Origin of the sequence: Ruegeria sp. HKCCD7251, from assembly GCF_013031165.1 — a bacterium.
Lineage (GTDB): Bacteria > Pseudomonadota > Alphaproteobacteria > Rhodobacterales > Rhodobacteraceae > Ruegeria.
In genome coordinates this window covers 505,555-523,859 of sequence record NZ_WPZC01000001.1, presented here as the reverse complement: position 1 = coordinate 523,859, position 18,305 = coordinate 505,555, and the positions used below count along the sequence as shown (strand labels likewise).

17 protein-coding genes are annotated in these 18,305 nt (G+C 57.7%); 4 read left to right on the top strand and 13 right to left on the bottom strand.

What is annotated here, in order from left to right:
- Window positions 1-95: 95 nt before the first annotated feature.
- The 5 genes from GOX75_RS02550 to GOX75_RS02530 form a co-directional block, all read right to left on the bottom strand.
- Complete coding sequence (locus tag GOX75_RS02550) at window positions 96-401, bottom strand: hypothetical protein (protein ID WP_171121004.1); 306 nt, start codon at window positions 399-401, stop codon at window positions 96-98.
- 59 nt (window positions 402-460) lie between these two features.
- On the bottom strand, window positions 461-943 hold the full coding sequence (nusB, locus tag GOX75_RS02545) for a transcription antitermination factor NusB (RefSeq protein ID WP_171121002.1): 483 nt from the start codon (window positions 941-943) through the stop codon (window positions 461-463).
- The gene (locus GOX75_RS02540) at window positions 940-1,491 is read right to left on the bottom strand and encodes a 6,7-dimethyl-8-ribityllumazine synthase (RefSeq protein WP_171121000.1); all 552 of its coding nucleotides are present in this window, start codon (window positions 1,489-1,491) and stop codon (window positions 940-942) included. Before GOX75_RS02540 ends, nusB begins: the two co-directional genes overlap by 4 nt.
- Before the next feature lie 2 nt (window positions 1,492-1,493).
- Entirely contained in the window at window positions 1,494-2,615 is a 1,122-nt protein-coding gene (gene ribB, locus GOX75_RS02535; RefSeq protein WP_171120998.1) for a 3,4-dihydroxy-2-butanone-4-phosphate synthase, read from the bottom strand.
- Window positions 2,616-2,717: 102 nt separating this feature from the next.
- The gene (locus GOX75_RS02530) at window positions 2,718-3,305 is read right to left on the bottom strand and encodes a riboflavin synthase (RefSeq protein WP_171120996.1); all 588 of its coding nucleotides are present in this window, start codon (window positions 3,303-3,305) and stop codon (window positions 2,718-2,720) included.
- Between the two features lie 140 nt (window positions 3,306-3,445).
- On the opposite strand from GOX75_RS02530, the gene GOX75_RS02525 reads away from it, so the two are divergent.
- Genes GOX75_RS02525 through GOX75_RS02515 form a run of 3 tightly spaced genes read left to right on the top strand, consistent with a single transcriptional unit; the run spans window position 3,446 to window position 7,957 of the window.
- Window positions 3,446-4,792, top strand: a complete 1,347-nt coding sequence (locus GOX75_RS02525) for a capsule biosynthesis protein (RefSeq protein WP_171120994.1) — start codon at window positions 3,446-3,448, stop codon at window positions 4,790-4,792.
- Between the two features lie 31 nt (window positions 4,793-4,823).
- Window positions 4,824-5,957: a polysaccharide biosynthesis/export family protein gene (locus GOX75_RS02520; protein ID WP_171120992.1), complete on the top strand. Its 1,134-nt coding sequence runs from the start codon at window positions 4,824-4,826 to the stop codon at window positions 5,955-5,957.
- The gene (locus GOX75_RS02515; protein ID WP_171120990.1) at window positions 5,957-7,957 is read left to right on the top strand and encodes a capsular polysaccharide biosynthesis protein; all 2,001 of its coding nucleotides are present in this window, start codon (window positions 5,957-5,959) and stop codon (window positions 7,955-7,957) included. Before GOX75_RS02520 ends, GOX75_RS02515 begins: the two co-directional genes overlap by 1 nt.
- Here GOX75_RS02515 and ribD read toward each other — a convergent pair.
- The 4 genes from ribD to GOX75_RS02495 all read right to left on the bottom strand — a co-directional run bounded on the left by ribD (window position 7,954) and on the right by GOX75_RS02495 (window position 10,476).
- On the bottom strand, window positions 7,954-9,051 hold the full coding sequence (gene ribD / locus GOX75_RS02510; protein WP_371808136.1) for a bifunctional diaminohydroxyphosphoribosylaminopyrimidine deaminase/5-amino-6-(5-phosphoribosylamino)uracil reductase RibD: 1,098 nt from the start codon (window positions 9,049-9,051) through the stop codon (window positions 7,954-7,956). The genes GOX75_RS02515 and ribD overlap by 4 nt on opposite strands.
- Window positions 9,051-9,521 carry a transcriptional regulator NrdR gene (gene nrdR, locus GOX75_RS02505; protein ID WP_171120987.1) on the bottom strand — a complete coding sequence of 157 codons (471 nt, stop codon included), beginning with the start codon at window positions 9,519-9,521 and terminating at the stop codon, window positions 9,051-9,053. The genes ribD and nrdR overlap by 1 nt, the downstream gene beginning before the upstream one ends.
- Before the next feature lie 121 nt (window positions 9,522-9,642).
- Window positions 9,643-10,056, bottom strand: a complete 414-nt coding sequence (locus GOX75_RS02500) for a secondary thiamine-phosphate synthase enzyme YjbQ (RefSeq protein WP_171120985.1) — start codon at window positions 10,054-10,056, stop codon at window positions 9,643-9,645.
- 18 nt (window positions 10,057-10,074) lie between these two features.
- Window positions 10,075-10,476: a hypothetical protein gene (locus GOX75_RS02495; protein ID WP_171120983.1), complete on the bottom strand. Its 402-nt coding sequence runs from the start codon at window positions 10,474-10,476 to the stop codon at window positions 10,075-10,077.
- Window positions 10,477-10,935: 459 nt separating this feature from the next.
- Here GOX75_RS02495 and GOX75_RS02490 point away from each other — a divergent pair, with 459 nt between their 5' ends.
- Complete coding sequence (locus GOX75_RS02490) at window positions 10,936-11,910, top strand: AraC family transcriptional regulator (RefSeq protein ID WP_254428676.1); 975 nt, start codon at window positions 10,936-10,938, stop codon at window positions 11,908-11,910.
- Window positions 11,911-12,092: 182 nt separating this feature from the next.
- On the opposite strand, the gene rpoD is transcribed toward GOX75_RS02490, so the two are convergent.
- The 4 genes from rpoD to GOX75_RS02470 all read right to left on the bottom strand — a co-directional run bounded on the left by rpoD (window position 12,093) and on the right by GOX75_RS02470 (window position 18,097).
- Complete coding sequence (rpoD, locus tag GOX75_RS02485; protein WP_171120979.1) at window positions 12,093-14,084, bottom strand: RNA polymerase sigma factor RpoD; 1,992 nt, start codon at window positions 14,082-14,084, stop codon at window positions 12,093-12,095.
- A 114-nt stretch (window positions 14,085-14,198) separates the two neighbouring features.
- The gene (gene dnaG, locus GOX75_RS02480; protein WP_171120977.1) at window positions 14,199-16,145 is read right to left on the bottom strand and encodes a DNA primase; all 1,947 of its coding nucleotides are present in this window, start codon (window positions 16,143-16,145) and stop codon (window positions 14,199-14,201) included.
- Window positions 16,146-16,225: 80 nt separating this feature from the next.
- Window positions 16,226-16,522, bottom strand: a complete 297-nt coding sequence (locus tag GOX75_RS02475; protein ID WP_171120975.1) for a hypothetical protein — start codon at window positions 16,520-16,522, stop codon at window positions 16,226-16,228.
- 144 nt (window positions 16,523-16,666) lie between these two features.
- A complete protein-coding gene (locus GOX75_RS02470) occupies window positions 16,667-18,097 on the bottom strand; it encodes a Glu/Leu/Phe/Val dehydrogenase (RefSeq protein ID WP_171120973.1) in 1,431 nt (476 codons plus the stop codon).
- Window positions 18,098-18,305 lie beyond the last annotated feature (208 nt).

The following is an 18,305-nucleotide window of genomic DNA, read 5'->3' as shown; positions in this document are numbered from 1 at the left end:
GGCCTGATTACCTGGCGCCCACCTGTACATACAGGTCCTCGGGAATCACACCGCACGGTTGACTGGCGGTCCCGCCACATTTTTCCAAGCTTAGCTTATTTCCCCGCAGGGGCGTCCCGACGAACGACAGCAGGCTCAAAGCTGTGCACAACCGGCGAGCCACGGCGCGGGCCACCGGGTTTTTCAGCCATGCTCATGATCTTGTAAGCGAATTGCACACCGGCAAAAACGATGCCGTTCATGAACCAGATCATCAACAGCGCAATCAGTCCTATATCCGACCCAGTGATGAGGCTGCGCAGGTTGGCCACGTTAAACGCCAGCAAGACACCGACAAACACTGCCGAGATCGCGAAACCCCAGGCAACCTGAGTAATATACAGACGGATCAGTTTGGGCATTGCGGGCCTCCTTGCGCTCCGACGTTCAGCCTAGCGCATATGGGCCCTGCGTAAAGGCGTCAGAACGCCTCGGGCTGGGCCTCGCGCGCCATGTGGTCCAGAACTGCGTTGACGAACTTTGGCTCTTTCCCTTCGGGGAAAAACGCCCGTGCCACGTCGACGAATTCAGTGATGACCACCTTGGGCGGCGTGTCGCTTTGGGTCAGCTCGGCGCCTGCGGCGCGGAACGCAGCGCGCAGGGTCGGGTCGATGCGCGCGATAGGCCATTTGGCAACCAGCGCGCGGTCTGTCATCTGGTCGATCGGTGCCTGATAGTTCACGGCGTCTTCGACCAATTTGCGGAACAGGCGGATATCGCCGTCCAGCATTTCCTCACCCTCATAGACGGCACCAAACCGGTGATCCAGAAACTCGTTGACAACCTGTTCGGTGGTCTGACCCGACTGCTCCATCTGGAACAGCGCCTGCACGGCATACAACCGGGCGGCGGATTTCATCAGGCGTTTCTGGTTGGCCGGTTTCGGCGCGTCTGTCTGGGTCATGCTGTCGTGGGTCCGTTGCTGTCGCCCGCCACAAGGATGGACTCGGACGGCGGCTTGAAGCCCACGCCCTTTTTGGAAGAGCCCCACTTACGGCTGAGCGCGATCAGATGCAAGGCCGCAGCGGCTGCCCCGCCGCCTTTATTCATCTTTTCGGGGTTCGCACGAACCTCGGCCTGTTCGTCATTCTCGACGGTCAGGATGCCGTTGCCGATCAGCAGACCCTGAAGGCCCATCAACTGAATGGCACGACTGGAGTCATTGCATACCGTTTCGTAATGCGTGGTCTCGCCGCGAATGACGCAACCAAGCGCGACATAGCCGTCATAGTTACACTGACGGTCTGCCATGGCGATGGTGGTCGGGATTTCCAGCGCGCCGGGAACCTCGACCACGTCACAGGTACCACCTGCTGCCTCAATCTCGGCCTTGGCACCGGCGACCATATTGTCAGCGATAGCGCGATAAAACGGGGCCACCACCAGCAGCAGCTTCACCGGTTTGTCGAAGGTCGGGGTCGGCAGGACGCCGTGTTTATCTTGTTCAGCCACGATCAGTCTTCCTTGAGGATGGAGCGGGTGCCGACGATGGACAGGCCAAACGCGTCGAGCCCCAGATATACGGTTTCGGGCGAGTCAGTCAGCAGCACCAGTTCCTGAATGCCCATCTTGGACAGGATTTGCGCGCCCAGACCGGTTTGCTTGATGGTGCGCGGGCCTTCGTCCTCGGCGGCATAAAGCGAATTGCGCGGCTGGCGGAACAGGCAGACCACGCCGCGGCCTTCTTCGGCTATCTTCTCCATCGCGCGCGGCAATTCGCGCGAGGATTTGGGTCCAAGGCCCAGAATGTCGGGCGCTTCATGCAAAGCGTGAGTACGGGTCAGAACCGGCTCGGGTGTAGTCACGTCACCTTTGACCATGACGACGTGTTCGATGCCGTGGGTTTGATCAGTGAAAATCCGCATCTCCCATTCGCCACCATATTCCGAGGTGACGGTTTCCCGCGAGGTCTCGACCACCAAATTGTCATTGCGCGAGCGGTAAGTGATCAGATCGCTGATCGTGCCGATTTTCATGTCGTGGGTTTTGGCGAACTCCACCAGATCGGGCAGCCGCGCCATGGTGCCATCGGGTTTCATGATCTCGCAGATCACGCCCGAGGGATTCAACCCGGCCAGGCGCGAGATATCCACTGCGGCCTCGGTATGGCCTGCGCGCACCAGCACCCCACCCCGCTTGGCGCGCAGGGGGAAGACATGGCCGGGGGTGGCGATGGCCGCCATGGTGTTCTGTTCGTTGATCGCGGTCGCCACGGTCAGCGCGCGGTCAGCGGCGGAAATCCCGGTCGACACACCTTCGCGCGCCTCGATCGATACGGTGAACGCTGTTTCATGACGCGACGAGTTGTTGACCGCCATCATCGGCAGGCCCAATGCGTCCACGCGTTCGGCCGTCATCGGCAGGCAGATCAATCCCCGCCCATGGGTGGCCATGAAGTTGATCGCCTCGGCATCCGCGAACTCGGCGGCGATAACCAGATCGCCCTCGTTCTCGCGGTCTTCGTGGTCGACCAGAATATACATCCGGCCTTTGCGCGCCTCTTCGATGATCCCTTCGATCGGGCTGATCGCGTCGCGCAATTGCGCCTCGACGGGTCCGGGGGTTTCAAAGCTCATTGGGCAGCCTTTCGCTGAGCAAGTTTGCACGGGTGGATAGACCACCACGCGCGCAAAGGCCAGTCTGCAAACGCCCCGAACCGGCCAGAACGCGGCGTCTGGTCAGGACATTTCGGCCAGACGCGCGACATAGCGGGCCAGAGTGTCAATCTCGAGGTTCACTTTGTCACCGACAGAAACGCCGCCCCAAGTCGTCACTTCCTTGGTGTGCGGGATGAAGTTGATGCCAAAATCGCAACCTGCCACGTCATTGACTGTGAGGGACGTTCCATTCAGAGCGACCGAGCCCTTGGGCGCTATGAAACGCGCCAAGTCCTTGGGCGCACGCAGAGTTACACGGGTGCTGTCGCCCTCGTCTTCCACCGCGACAACTTCGGCCACACCGTCGACATGACCGGATACAATGTGCCCGCCCAGTTCATCCCCGACTTTCAGAGCACGCTCCAGGTTTACACGCTTGCCAACCTGCCAACTATCCAAGTTGGTTTTCGACACGGTTTCAGCGCTGATCTGGACATCGTACCAGTCATCACCCAACGCGATTACAGTCAGACAAACACCGTCGCTGGCAATCGAGGCGCCGATATCAATGCCGACTGTATCATAGGCCGTTTTAATCCGCGCCCGCAGATCGCCCTGCTGGTCCAACTCGGTAACAGTGCCAACATCTGTAACGATCCCGGTAAACATTGCTTTAACCCTCAGCTTCTAACCTGTGACCAGTTTTCCAAGCCGAGGTAAGCGTAACCGACTGTAGGGGCAAGCCCCGCCTTGCCGTGATAGACACAAATAGGCATAATTTCCGCACCAAAATGAAACGAGCAGTACCAATGCCACCACTCAATTCCGGCGCCGATGGCCGCGTGTTCCTGTTCCTACAGGGGCCACATGGGCCGTTTTTCAGCGCTCTGGGTCGCGCGCTGCGCGGAACCGGGGCCAAGGTCTGGCGCGTGGGTTTCAATGCCGGGGATGAGGTGTTCTGGTTCGACCGGAGCAGCTTCGTTCCCTTCCCCGACCCTGCCGACACATGGCCTGAGCGGTTTTGCAACTTCGTCGAAACCCTGAGCGTCACCGATATCGTGTTGTACGGAGACACCCGGCCCGTCCACGCCCAAGCGGTCGAAATCGCGCGCACCCGCGGCATCACCGTGCATGTGTTCGAAGAGGGATATCTTCGCCCATGGTGGATCACTTATGAGCGGTCGGGTTCCAACGGCAATTCGCGTCTGATGACACTGAATGTCAGGCAGATGGAGCGGGCGCTGGATCGCTCTGACGCGCCGAAGCCGCCGCCTCCGTCGCATTGGGGTGATATGCGGCAGCACATTTTCTATGGCGCGCTCTACCATTGGTTCCTTTTGTTTCTGAACCATCGTTACAACAACTTCCGACGGCACCGAGAGCTGCCGGTCTCAAAAGAATTCCGCTTGTACTTTAAACGGTTGATGCTAATGCCGTTTCACAGGGTTCAGCGGCGATGGGCCACGGCGCGAGCACGCAGAAGTGGATTGCCGTATCATCTGGTCCTGCTTCAGTTGGGGCATGACAGTTCGGTTCAGACTCATTCGGATTACACCTGCATGTCCGACTTTCTCGAACATGCAATCCAAGGTTTTGCAGAAGGCGCACCCCGGCATCACCAGCTTGTCGTAAAAGAGCATCCGCTGGAAAACCATCGCGAACCCTTACGACGCAAAACCCGCTTTTTTGCCAAGAAATACGGGATCGCGGATCGGGTCCATTATGTTCCGGGCGGAAAATTGGCGAAACTGCTGGATGATGCGAATTCCGCAGTTACGATCAACTCGACAGCAGGTCAGCAAGTTTTGTGGCGTGGCATCCCTATTCGCACCTTCGGCACATCGGTCTATGACAAACCGGATTTCGTGTCAGAACAGCCTATTGCAGAGTTCTTTGCGCGCCCTGATCCGCCCGACCACGACGCCTATCAGGTATATCGGGACTTTCTTTTGAAAACCTGCCAGGTGCCGGGCGGATTCTATTCCAGACACGGTCGACGCCAGTTGCTGCGCCGCGTCGCGGACATGATGCTCAGCCCGCACGATCCTTACCATTCGGTCCTTGATGTGACAGAGACTCAGACGCCACAGTTAAGAATAGTGGAAGGAAACGAACAGGTTGATGCTGGAAGTTGCGAGAAGAAACAGATAGCGTAACGCAAACAAAAAAGACTGAGGATATTCGGCAGTGCAGAGCTTTCCAATCCAATGGATACGGGGGGTTTCCCTTGTGGCCGCGCTTGGCCTTCTGGCGGCGTGTCAACTTCCAAAGTCCGGCCCCAGCAAGAACCAGATTCTGGCCGGGTCCGTCGAAAACGGTGGCAACGCCTTCGTTGTAGAAGTCGATGATCGTGTCGCGCAGGCCACGTCCGCGATTCCACAATTTGGCTTTCCCACCTCGTTTCAAAGCGCGCAGAGCTTGGCCGCCGACACAGTGCGACCGGGTGACGTGTTGGGACTGACCGTATGGGAAAACGTCGATGACGGCCTGTTGACGGGGCCAGCCGGGGCCGCAACTGCGCTGAACGAGGTTCAGGTAGACAGCGACGGGTATATCTTTGTGCCCTACGCGGGGCGCGTCCGTGCAGCCGGGAACACCCCGGAACAGTTGCGCATGCAGATCACCCAAGAGCTCAAGGATCAAACGCCCGACCCGCAGGTCGAAGTGCGCCGTATCGCGGGTGATGGATCAACCGTTTCACTGACAGGCACTATCGGGGCGCCGGGCATCTACCCAATTGAACGTCCGACGCGCACTCTGACGGGCATGCTGTCCCAAGCTGGTGGTGTTGCTGTCGGGTCGGATATTGCACTGGTGACGCTTATTCGCGGCAACGAACGGGGCACGGTGTGGTACGAGGACCTGTTTAGCAACCCTCGGATGGATGTGGCCTTACGCGGCGGCGACCGAATTCTGGTTGAGGCTGACGCGCGGTCATATATCGCATTGGGCGCCACTGGTGGACAGTCGCGTGTTGCCTTTGACAGTCAGGACCTGTCCGCACTTGAAGCGCTTGCTCAGGTTGGCGGTTTGCAATCCTTGTCTTCGGACCCAACAGGCATTTTCGTTCTGCGGCGAGAGCGACAGGACATCGCTCGCACAGTTATGGGGCGTGCGGATTTGCAGGGGGATCAACGTATGATCTACCTGCTGAATCTGACTGCCCCGAACGGGCTTTTCGTGGCCAGAGACTTTGTCATTCGCGACGACGACACGATCTATGTGACCGAGGCGCCCTACTCACAGTGGAGTAAGTCAATTTCCCTCATCGCGGGCGGGCTGACACCCTTCGCAAACGTCGCCACTCTTACGGGCGGCTGATGTATTCCCAAGCGTCGGCCGGGGCGGATCGCACCCGATTGTTTGTGTACAATGGCGGTTTTCTGACCGGGCGACGTATACGCCGAATTCTGAAGCTTGCCAGGTATGACATCCGACTAGGCCTTCCCAAGGAGGGAGATGTTGTCGGCATTTGGGGCAACAGCCCAACGGCCCATCGCGGCCTAAACATAGCCGAGAAGCATAACGCGCCCCTTCTCAGGGTCGAGGATGCCTTCATACGCTCGCTACATCCCGGCCGAAGTGGCGAGGCGCCGCTGGGCCTGCTGCTGGATCGAACCGGGTTGCACTTCGATCCGGCCCAACCGTCGGATATTGAAACGCTTCTGAGCACGCACCCGCTGGACGATACCGCCCTGCTGAACAGGGCGCGCGGCGGGATCGCCCGTATGAAAGAGCTCCACATCAGCAAGTATTCCGCGTTTGATACGGCCCTTTCGCCACCCGACCCCGGATATGTTTTGGTCGTGGATCAGGCGCGCGACGACGCATCCGTCACCGCCAGCAAAGGCGACGCTGCCCGGTTCCGTGAGATGCTTGTCATGGCGCAGGAAGAGAATCCGGGCGCACGCGTTTTGATTAAGGCCCACCCTGAAACGATCAAAGGGCATCGCGCCGGGTATTATTCTGAACAGGACTTGTCCGACCGGGTCACTATCTTTGACGCACCACTCAGCCCCTGGACGCTGCTGGAAGGTGCCGTCGGCGTTTATACCCTGTCGTCCCAATTGGGGTTCGAAGCCATCCTCGCCGGGCACAAACCCCGCATTTGTGGCGAGCCGTTCTATGCCGGTTGGGGATTGACGCAGGACGAACATTTTTTTCCCCGCAGGCAGCGCACCTTGACCCGCGCGCAGTTGTTTGCGGCTGCGATGGTTCTGTACCCGAAGTGGTATGATCCGTTTCAGGATCAATTGTGCGAGTTGGAAACGGTTCTCGACATTCTTGAGGCGCAAACGCGCGCTTGGCGGCAGGATCACAAAGGTTGGACAGCCTCGGGTATGCGGCTGTGGAAGCGCAAACACCTGCAACAGATGTTCGGGCGCGAAAAGAAAATGCGGTTCACGACCGAGATTCCTGAAAATCCGGACCGGCCGCACATGGTGTGGGGCAATCACGCACGCGATGCCGGGCATGTCACGCGGGTCGAAGATGGATTTCTCCGGTCCCGAGGGCTTGGCGCGCGTCTTGTGCCACCCCTGTCTCTGGCAACCGACGACATCGGAATCTACTACGACCCTACCCGTCCGAGCCAGCTTGAGGAGAGGATCGCCCGGCGGGAAACCCTGCGTCCCGATCAGCAAATCCGAGCAGAAAAGCTTATCTCGCGCATCGCGTCTGCGAACCTCAGCAAGTACAATACGGGTGGGTCATGCCCGAAACTGCCCGAGGGTCACCGGATACTCGTCCCCGGTCAGGTAGAGGATGATGCGTCAATCCTTTTGGGCACCAACAACGTGCGGACAAATCTTGAACTATTGCGAACGACGCGCGAGGCGAACCCAGACGCCGTAATCATCTACAAGCCTCACCCGGATGTCGAAGCTAAGCTGCGCGAAGGCGAGATTGACACGGCAGGACTTGCTGACGTCGTTGCAGTGAACTCCGACCCCGCACTTTTGCTTACCAAAGTGCAAGAAGTCTGGACCATGACGTCGCTGCTGGGCTTCGAGGCGCTTTTGCGCGATGTCAGCGTTACGACGCTTGGCGGACCTTTCTATGCCGGTTGGGGACTGACCCAAGATCTGGGGTCCGTTCCTGCGAGACGCGGAGCGCGCCCATCATTGTTGGGTTTGGTGCACGCGTCTTTGATAGATTATCCGCGCTATCTGGACCCCGTCACCGACCAACCCTGCCCCGTTGAAGTCGCCCTACAACGTTTGGTGGACGGTTATGGGGCGACAGGCGGCACGTCTGTTCGACTGCTGTCCAAACTACAGGGCGTTTTTGCCACGCACGCGCATTTCTGGCGCAGAGGTTAGCGGAAAGATCGCGTCCATCGGTGCAGCACATCCGGCCCAACGGCCCGCACCTCCAACAATTCGAACCGAGGTGCGGTGTCCAAAGTCTCTAGCCCCAGTGAACCAATTGCCGACAAGCCTTCTGCACCGATTGTCAGGCCAGCACTGAATCCGACCAACTCATCGACAAGGTCTTCGGCAAGTAGTGACGCCGCAAGCGCAGACCCTCCTTCGCAGAAGACACGGGTCAGACCGGCCTGCCCCAACTGCTGCAAAAGGTCCGTGGCATCAATCTGGTGATCATTCAACGCGCAAGGGATCAGCGTCGCGCCAAGCCCTTCCCACGCACGTGCACGTTCGGGGTCCGGCGACGGGCCGTGGCACAGCCACAGCGGAATTTGAGCGGCGGTTCTGGCAAGTTGACCGATCAGCGGAATGTCCAGATGGCGCGAGACAACGACCCTGACAGGCTGGTTGTCTATTCCAAGATCGCGGACATTCAGCAACGGGTCATCTGCCCGCGCGGTTCCTGCCCCGACCATCACCGCATCATGCCGGGCGCGCATCGCATGAACCACACGTCTTGCCTTGGGGCCGGTTATCCACTGGCTGTGACCGCTTGAGGTCGCGATCCGGCCATCAAAACTGCTGGCCAGTTTGAGCGTCACAAAAGGCCGCCCCTGTTCGGTTTTCAAAAAGAACCCCGCATGATCCCGCGCCGCTTGATCGGCAAGAACCCCGGTCGTCACCTCAATTCCCGCATCACGAAGCATCGCAAAGCCCTGCCCGGCCACGCGCGGATCGCTGTCTTCAATCGCAGAAACAACGCGTGAGACACCCGCCGCGATCAGGGCTTCGGCGCAGGGCGGCGTCTTGCCATGATGTGAGCACGGCTCCAGCGAAACATATGCTGTCGCTCCGCGCGCTGCATCTCCGGCTTGCCTCAGAGCTTCGGTTTCGGCGTGGGGCCGTCCGCCCGGTTGCGTCCAGCCACGCCCAACGATCCGACCGTCGCGCACGACAACGCAACCAACAGCCGGATTTGGCCAACACGTTCCTTGACCGCGCTGACCCAAGGACAGGGCCAACGCCATATATCGCTTATCTGTTTCGATCACTCGTCTGACGAAGGCTGCGGCGGTCGCAACTCGTGGACGAACTCCTCAAAGTCATCGGCCGCCTGGAAATTCTTGTACACGCTGGCAAAGCGAACATAAGCCACCGTGTCAATCCGCGCCAGAGCCTCCATCACGATCTCGCCGATCTTGCTTGAGGGGATATCGGTTTCACCCATGCTTTCCAGACGGCGCACAATGCCAGAGATCATCTGGTCAATGCGATCCGGCTCAATCGGGCGTTTCTGCATCGAAATGCGGATAGAACGTTCCAGCTTGTCACGATCGAAATCTTCGCGCTTGCCGTTGGTCTTGATTACAACCAAGTCGCGCAACTGTACACGCTCATACGTCGTGAACCGTCCGCCACACGCCGGGCAGAAGCGACGTCTGCGGATCGCAACGTGATCCTCAGCCGGACGTGAATCTTTGACCTGAGTGTCGATATTTCCGCAAAACGGGCAGCGCATCCGCCGTCTCCTCGTCCCTTTGTCCACCTCTTTTTGTAAGCGCTACGGCTTACTTATCCACAACTATAGGGCAGCCGCTAGGGTTTGGGTAGTCGGAATTTATCACCGCAAGATAAAGGGTTCAGGCAAAATGCGCAGCGACCCTTCTATTGTGTGCCATCGCACGATGCTCAAACAGGTAAACGCCCTGCCACGTTCCCAGCATCGGCTGCCCGTTCGTTACCGGAATGCTGAGGGAAACCGGTAAAAGAGCAGCCTTGATGTGCGCGGGCATATCGTCGGGCCCTTCGTAGGTATGACGCAGGTAGGACATCGACGGATGATCTGATGGCGGTACAAGCCTTTCAAAGAAGGCTTTTAGGTCCGTCTGAACCTCGGGGTCTGCGTTTTCCTGTATCACAAGCGAACAAGACGTGTGCCGCACAAACAATGTCAGCAAACCGTCACCTGAGACCGAGCTAAGCCAGTTGCGCAGGTCCAAGGTGAATTCATACAACCCCGGCCCTTTCGTCGAAATAATAAACTCGGTCTGCATTTAGTGGTTCACTTAACCTCAGTTCAAGAAAGGACGGACATTACAACGCCCATTGGCACCCTGAACTGACATGCTTTCGCCGGGGTTGAAACCCGAAGTTATGAAACTGCCTTGCTGGGGCACCCCACCCGCAGGCGGTTGGGTCGAGAACTGGACGGCTGTACGGCGGCCCGTTGCCTCGCTGGGGCCATAGCCACGCACGACATAGATGCGATCCTGCCAGCCAGCGCCCAGAGTTCGACGCGCAAAATCCGCAGCCGCGCACCAATATCCATCAACATCCCTGCGTGAGCGCGGGATCACTTCAAAAACCGAGTTGTTCAGCGCAACTGTCTGAAATCCGTTCCGCGCCGCTGAGGCAGAAGCTGGTGTGCTCAGCAAGACCGCAGCGGTCACTGCCGTGGTGATAAACTTTTTCATAATCATACTCTTTCCTGTTACGAGGTGAATTTTGAAATAGTGTACATTCATAGCGAGCAAGACCGGTTCACAATCAATTCAGGCGCGCCCAAAATTCACGTGAGCGCGCGTTAGAATGGTATCAAGTTGCACGCGTTCTTTACAGGGCTTCGCCCCGAAAGCGCCAAAGTACACTGGATAATTGGCAGGTCACGTGTCGGGGAGCCTCTGGTCGTCTGCGCGACAATTTGGCTGGGCTCTGACCTTCATCCCCATAAAGGTACGGACCCGACAACGCGCGGATATTAGATGGATCGCCAACACAGGTCTTGCTGAATCCTGCCAACCTTTTACGATTTACAGTCAGTTGAAAGACAATTCACACGGGAACCCCAGCAGGTAAACTGGTGGAAATCACAATGTATGCGCTAAAATCACATTATGGACGTTGATATTGCTCGCCTTCAATTGTTGACCAGAATGCTTGAAGATCAAGCGAACGATCCGGCTATTGTGGATCAGGTTCTTGAAAAAAGTGGCCTAACTCGCGACGACCAGACATCAGCAACCTATAGCGCCCAAAAAGAGGCGCTTTTTGTGCGGTTCGCCTGCGATGTGCTGGCTGACGCTACATTTGCGGCCAGGGCCGGCCTACAGTTCAAATCGTCATCAAGCCTGACGGCATATATCAGTAAATACTCCCGCGATCTGAAGCAGGTACTGGAAAACGCGTCCCGGTTTCACGGTCTCATTGACCCTGCCCTAATGTTCAGCCTGAGGGTTGCAGGAAATTTCGCCGCGATTGAGGCTGAATGGAAAGATGCAAGTTATGCCCGTTATCATCGGCGAACCGAGTTTCTTTTGTTCGCGGGTCTTGCCCGCCTGCGGGACCTGACGCAATCAAACTTCTTTCCTATTGAAATTCGCTTTCAGCACGAAGTTGGGAGCAGCAGAAACAAATACCAAAGGTTGGCGGGTTTTCCCGTGTTGTTTGGGGCTGAGAGGGTGGAAATCGTTCTGGCTCTGTCTTCGCTGGATCTTCCGGTTCCAACCTACGACCCAAAACTGCGCGAACATCTGCTGGAATATGGTGACCGTGTCATCGCCGAAAAGCGGCAACCGAAACAAAAGCTGCGCGCTCAGGTCGAAGGGCTGATCACCCGCTCATTGCCCGGCGCGATCATTCAATCCGAAGACGCCGCCGCAAATTTGGGGCTAAGTACCCGGACCTTTGCCCGTAGGCTCAAGGAAGAAGGCACAAGCTATCGCGAAATCGTCGAGGACTTGAGATGTGATTTGGCCCAGACCTTTATCACCAACGGAATGCCTCTGTCCGAGATTGCGTTCTCGTTGGGGTATGCCGATCAACCTGCGTTTTCGACCGCATTCAAAAGATGGACAGGGCAAGCCCCCAGTGCGTTTCGAAGCAGGCTGGATGTGTCGACCAAAGCCTGAGACCGGGGGTCATTGGCGCAAACGCCTCGCCCCGGCCCGTCCCATGAGTGGACAAGCGCGATATAGAAACCCCGAGACCTTATGACTTGTGAGTTCTCGCCAATTTGAGGTTTGAACAAGACTTCGTGTTTATGACGAATGCCCAAAGAAAAAGGCGCCTGATGTCAGGCGCCTTTTTTTGATCACTGATCCAGGAAGGACCGCAGTTTGCGCGATCGGCTGGGATGTTTCAGTTTCCGCAGGGCTTTCGCTTCGATCTGACGGATACGTTCGCGGGTCACGCTGAACTGCTGGCCGACCTCTTCCAGCGTGTGATCGGTGTTCATGCCGATGCCAAAACGCATCCGTAGAACCCGTTCCTCACGCGGCGTGAGCGAGGCCAGAACGCGCGTTGTGGTTTCCTTGAGGTTTTCCTGAATGGCGCTGTCCAGCGGCAGCACGGCATTCTTGTCCTCGATGAAATCGCCCAGCTGGCTGTCTTCCTCGTCGCCGATCGGCGTTTCCAGAGAGATCGGTTCTTTAGCGATTTTCATCACCTTGCGAACCTTCTCCAGCGGCATCTGCAGCTTTTCCGCCAATTCTTCCGGCGTCGGCTCGCGGCCGATTTCGTGCAGCATCTGGCGGCCGGTCCGAACCAGCTTGTTGATCGTTTCGATCATGTGCACCGGAATACGGATGGTGCGCGCCTGATCCGCGATGCTCCGCGTGATCGCCTGACGAATCCACCAGGTCGCATAGGTCGAGAATTTATAGCCGCGACGGTATTCGAACTTATCCACCGCCTTCATCAGGCCGATGTTACCTTCCTGAATAAGGTCAAGGAATTGCAGGCCACGGTTCGTGTACTTTTTGGCAATCGAGATCACCAGACGCAGGTTGGCTTCGACCATTTCCTTCTTGGCCTGCCGCGCCTCTTTCTCGCCCTTCTGAACCTGCTGCACGATGCGGCGGAATTCCGGGATATCCAGACCAACGTATTGCCCGACTTGGGCCATATCGTTGCGCAATTCTTCAACCTTGGCGGTCGAGCGTTCGATGAACATCTGCCAGCCCCGCCCCGGTTTTTCGGCCATATCCGACAGCCAGTTCGGGTCCAGCTCGCGGCCACGATAGGCGTCGATGAATTCCCGACGGTTGATCCGCGCCTGATCCGCCAGTTTCACCATCGCACTGTCCAGCGACATGACGCGACGGTTGATACCATAAAGCTGGTCGATCAGAGCTTCGATCCGGTTGTTATGCAGGTGAAGACCATTCACCAGCTCAACAATCTCGGCCCGCAGTTTCTGATAGGTTTCTTCGTCCTTTTCGCTGAACGAACCGTCTTCGTTCAGGGTGGCCGAAATCCGGCTGTCCTGCATTTCAGACAGCATCGAGAAGTCGGTCGAGATCCGCTCCAGTGTCGTCAGAACCTGATCTTTCAACGCGGCTTCCATCGCGGCCAGCGACATGTTGGCCTGATCGTCGTCGTCATCATCATCGTCATTGTTCAGCGGGTTGCCGTCGGCATCCAGTTCGGGGCCGGTATTCTCTTTCGCGGGCTTGGCAGCCTGCACGTTCGAGGTATCGACCACCGGTTCGTCGACATCGCCGTCTTCGTCCATCTGGTTGCCGAAGGTGGCCTCCAGATCAATGACGTCGCGCAGCAGAATGTCTTCGGACAGCAATTCGTCATGCCAGATGGTGATCGCCTGGAAGGTCAGAGGACTTTCGCACAGACCGGCGATCATCGTGTTGCGGCCGGCCTCGATCCGCTTGGCGATGGCGATCTCACCCTCGCGGCTCAGCAGTTCAACCGAGCCCATCTCGCGAAGGTACATGCGCACCGGATCGTCGGTGCGGTCTAGCTTTTCGGTTGCTGCCCCTGACAGGGCAACTTCGCGGTTGCTTTCGGTCGTGGTGAGTTCGGTCGAGCCTTTGTTTTCTTCTTCTTCGGCCTCTTCATCTTCTATGATGTTGATGCCCATCTCGGACAGCATCGACATTACATCTTCGATCTGTTCCGAACTGACCTGATCCGGCGGCAGCACCTGATTAAGCTGGTCGTAGGTGATGTAGCCTTTCTCGCGGGCCTCAGCGATCATCTTCTTGACCTGGGCCTGGCTCATGTCCAGCGAGATTTCCTGTTCCTGCTCGTCGGATTTGCGGTCTTCGTTGGTATCCTTGGCGGCCATTCAATGCTCCTGCAGGGATGGGTGATTCGTCTGAGCCGAATCATTAGCGCGTAGAAGTGATTCGGCCACCCGTTTACCCGTTTTTCTTTTCCAGTGCCTTACGAAAACACCACTTTACCGGCGTTTTCGCTCAAAATTGATTCCGGACATGATTGCCTCGAACGCGTCTTTCTCGTCGCGGTTGATTCGCGCGCCATTGTCGGCCACGTCGAAAATCGCCCTGTCTTCGTTCTGACTGCGGCTTGTGCGGTTTCGCTCTTCGGCGGCCTGAGCCAGCCGATATGTCAGCGCCTCATCCGGCAGTTCAGACAGTTCCTCCTCGGCTTCGGCAATCTCTGCGTCCAACCCCCTGAGAGCTTTGATTTTTGCGAGTTCCTCGGCCAGTGTCATCTCGGCCTTTTCAACGTCGCCCGGTTTGAACACACAGGGGATCACTGCGACATGGCGAAGGCGCAGGAGGTTTTCAAGGGCGTCCGGCCCCAAAGTTTCGGCAATGTGGTCTTTCAGGTTTTCGGGATCATCAATAGCATGGCGCAAGATCGCGCCGCGCAGGGCGGCATAATCAGGGTCACGACACTCCATCTCTTCCAATTGATGTTCAAACTGCACCACGACCTGCGGGTTCAGCGCCGCGATCGCCAAGATCGCACCTTCGCGCAGTTGGATTTCCGCGCCCTCTGACGAAGCAAGGAAAGAAGCGCGCGCACCCGGTGTCGCCGCCGGTTTGGGCTGCCACTTGCCGCGCGGTTGCCAAGGGCGATTCTGCGACTGGCGCTGTGGGCGGAATAGCTGCCAGCGCAAATCCTTGATTTCCTGCCCGTAATGCGACCGGATCGACGGGTCGCGGATCAGCTTGATCTTGTCGCGCAGCACCTTGTCCAGCGCAGCCTTGCGCTCGGGGCTGTCGAACACTTTACCCTCGGTTTCGCGCTGCCACAGCAGTTTGACCATGGGGATTGCGCCCTCCAACACCGATTGCACAGCCCCCGGCCCTTCGGCACGCAGCAAGTCATCAGGATCTTTGCCCTCGGGCATCAGGGCAAAGCGCAGGGATTTGCCAGCCTCAAGCAACGGCAGCGCCAGATCAACCGCGCGCATCGCGGCGCGCAGACCGGCTGTATCGCCATCCAGTGCAATGATCGGCTCGTCCGATATGCGCCACAGCAATTGCAACTGATGTTCGGTAATCGCCGTGCCCAAAGGCGCAACGGACGCGCCGAACCCAGCCTCGGCCAGCGCAATCACGTCCATATACCCTTCGGCAACGATCAGAGGTTGCCCCTTACCCGCAGCCTGCCGCGCGGGACCGTGGTTATAGAGATTGCGCCCCTTGTCGAACAGCTCAGTCTCGGGCGAGTTCAGGTACTTGGCGTTGTCATTTGGGTCCATCGCCCGGCCGCCAAAAGCGATGCAGCGCCCGCGCGGGTCGCGGATCGGGTACATAATCCGATTGCGGAATGTATCGTAAGGCTTTTTGCCCTTGTTCGAAGGCTTCGCCAGACCTGCCCCAAGGATCAAGTCCTCGGTGACGTTCTTACCCGTCAAATGGTCCCACAACGCCTGCCATCCATCGGGGGCAAAGCCGATCTCCCACCGGTCCAACGCCTGCGCATCTAGCCCCCTGCCGGTCAGATAGTCGCGCGCAGCACTTCCTGCACCGGTCTTAAGCTGCAGGCGGAAGAACTGCACAACCTGCTCCATCACCTCAGCCAGTTGCGCACGGCGGTCCTGCTTTTCCTGCGCCTTGGGGTCACGCTGTGGCATCGGCATCCCGGCCTCGCGTGCCAGAATCTCAACCGCTTCGATGAACGAGACATTCTCGGTGTCTTTCACAAAGCTGATCGCGTCGCCTTTGGCGTGACAACCAAAGCAGTAATAGAACCCCTTTTGATCATCCACATGGAACGAGGCCGTCTTTTCATGGTGAAACGGGCACGGCGCCCACATGTCACCCTTGCCCTGATTGGACTTGCGTTGATCCCACATGACCTTGCGCCCAACGACCTGAGACAGGCTAAGGCGTGTGCGCAGTTCATCAAGAAATCCGGGGGGCAACGACATGGGTCAAACCTGACAGAAATGAAAACGCGCGCCAAGGGGATGACGCGCGTTTGTCCACAGCGAATTACTGAACTTGTGGATTATTGCTGCAAACACAGCTCCAGCCATGCGGCAGCAAGGTCCTTTTTGCGGATATCGCGCATCTTTTGCTCATAGACCCACGGTGTGATCAGCGGAATTGCCGCATTGTAATTATCCGGCCAAGTCGGGGCTGATGCAGCAACGGCCTCCGGCACGTCCCGCTCTTTCACCTTATCAAGCCGCGCTTTCTGAATAGCTGCGACGACGTCGGCCTGATATTGGCAGTCTTGTTTCTTGGCTTCCTGCGCAGCCAAAGGCGTGGCCGCAAGAAAGGCAATCATTGCTATTCGCAACACGGTTGTCTCCCGGATTTGATTCCTTCTGGGCAGCTTACCCGCCACTGGGCATCCCCGCCATTGCCCATTTGCACCTGCCCGGAGTACTTTCCGAAAACATAAGGGCGGCCGAACATTTAATCGACCGCCCAGATTTCATATGCGTCAGAGACCTTTGGCGCGATAACTTTTCGCCACACGGTCCACGGCCACGATATAGGCTGCTGTCCGCAGATCCTCGACATCGTCGCGGTTGTGCCAGACTTCACGCATGGACTGGTAGGCGATACGCATCGTGTCATCCAGGCCCGAGCGTACAAGCTCCAATTCGTCGGCGCCCTTCAAATACTTGGACTTAAAGTCCGGTGACATTGACCAGGCATCCCCCAGATAGCGATCCAACCGCTCAAGCTCACTTACAATCAGCTCGTGGCGGGCTTCTTCCTGCCGGCGCTGCATTCGACCAAACCGGATGTGGCTGAGGTTCTTTACCCACTCAAAATAAGAAACGGTCACACCGCCCGCATTGGCGTACATGTCGGGGATGATAACCGTGCCTTTCTTGCGTAGAACCTCGTCGGCGCCCGCAGTCACCGGACCATTTGCAGCCTCGATGATCAGGGGGGCTTTGATGCGATCGGCATTGGTCAGGTTGATGACACCTTCCAAGGCGGCGGGAATCAGGATGTCGCACTCGGCCTCAAGAACCGCCGCACCGTCTGCCGAATGGGTCGCATCGGGATAGTCGCTTACGCCACCGTGTTTGACGATCCACTGTCGAACCGATTCAACATCAATTCCGTCCGGGTTATAAAGTGCTCCGTCCCACTCGATGATACCGACAATACGGCTGCCATCCTCCTCGCTCAGGAACTTGGCGGCGTGGTAACCCACATTGCCCAGCCCTTGTACGACAATGCGCTTCCCATCCAGCTTTCCTGACAGGTTTGCCTTTTGGACGTCCTCGGGATGCCGGAAAAATTCGCGCAGCGCATACTGGATACCCCGGCCCGTGGCCTCGACCCGCCCCGCGATCCCCCCAGCGTTCAGGGGTTTGCCAGTCACACAGGCGCGCGCATTGATATCGGTGGTGTTCATACGGGCGTATTGATCCGCCATCCACGCCATCTCACGCTCACCCGTGCCCATATCCGGCGCCGGGACGTTCTGCGAAGGGTTGATGAGATCACGCTTGGCCAGCTCATACGCGAACCGGCGCGTGATCTGCTCCAACTCGTGTTCCTCGTACTGCCGAGGATCAATGCACAATCCCCCCTTGGACCCGCCAAAGGGTGTTTCGACCAAAGCGCACTTATAGGTCATCAGGGCCGCCAGTGCTTCAACCTCATCCTGGTTCACGGCCAACGCAAAGCGGATACCGCCCTTCACCGGCTCCATATGTTCTGAATGAACAGAACGGTACCCTGTGAACGTGTGAATATCGCCCCGTAGCCGCACACCAAATCGCACGGTATAGGTGGCGTTACAGACCCGGATCTTTTCCTCTAGCCCCGGAGGGAGGTCCATCAGGGACGCCGCCCTGTTGAACATCAAATCAACACTCTCTCGAAAGCTGGGTTCGTTTGTGGCCGTCATTTAATCCTCCGTGCCAAAGAGCGATCTACTCTCTGACTTTTTGTCGCACCCCTTGCGTAAACGATCAATATTTAAGCAAAAATAAAATTCAAAATCCTCACACTTTTTTACCGAACCGCGGTGAGTCGCAGTCTTTTCGATCATCGCCCGGAATTGTCCCCAAACAGAATACAGAGCGGCGCGAACTCTGTGAATTATCCGCCATTCG

Bases quoted from the DNA above. Each gene is read 5' to 3' on its own strand.
- GOX75_RS02470 (WP_171120973.1), bottom strand. From the start codon at position 18,097: ATGACGGCCACAAACGAACCCAGCTTTCGAGAGAGTGTTGATTTGATG.
- GOX75_RS02525 (WP_171120994.1), top strand. From the start codon at position 3,446: ATGCCACCACTCAATTCCGGCGCCGATGGCCGCGTGTTCCTGTTCCTA.
- nusB (WP_171121002.1), bottom strand. From the start codon at position 943: ATGACCCAGACAGACGCGCCGAAACCGGCCAACCAGAAACGCCTGATG.
- GOX75_RS02515 (WP_171120990.1), top strand. From the start codon at position 5,957: ATGTATTCCCAAGCGTCGGCCGGGGCGGATCGCACCCGATTGTTTGTG.
- GOX75_RS02490 (WP_254428676.1), top strand. From the start codon at position 10,936: ATGCTTGAAGATCAAGCGAACGATCCGGCTATTGTGGATCAGGTTCTT.
- nrdR (WP_171120987.1), bottom strand. From the start codon at position 9,521: ATGCGCTGCCCGTTTTGCGGAAATATCGACACTCAGGTCAAAGATTCA.
- GOX75_RS02550 (WP_171121004.1), bottom strand. From the start codon at position 401: ATGCCCAAACTGATCCGTCTGTATATTACTCAGGTTGCCTGGGGTTTC.
- GOX75_RS02500 (WP_171120985.1), bottom strand. From the start codon at position 10,056: ATGCAGACCGAGTTTATTATTTCGACGAAAGGGCCGGGGTTGTATGAA.
- GOX75_RS02495 (WP_171120983.1), bottom strand. From the start codon at position 10,476: ATGAAAAAGTTTATCACCACGGCAGTGACCGCTGCGGTCTTGCTGAGC.
- GOX75_RS02530 (WP_171120996.1), bottom strand. From the start codon at position 3,305: ATGTTTACCGGGATCGTTACAGATGTTGGCACTGTTACCGAGTTGGAC.
- rpoD (WP_171120979.1), bottom strand. From the start codon at position 14,084: ATGGCCGCCAAGGATACCAACGAAGACCGCAAATCCGACGAGCAGGAA.
- ribB (WP_171120998.1), bottom strand. From the start codon at position 2,615: ATGAGCTTTGAAACCCCCGGACCCGTCGAGGCGCAATTGCGCGACGCG.
- dnaG (WP_171120977.1), bottom strand. From the start codon at position 16,145: ATGTCGTTGCCCCCCGGATTTCTTGATGAACTGCGCACACGCCTTAGC.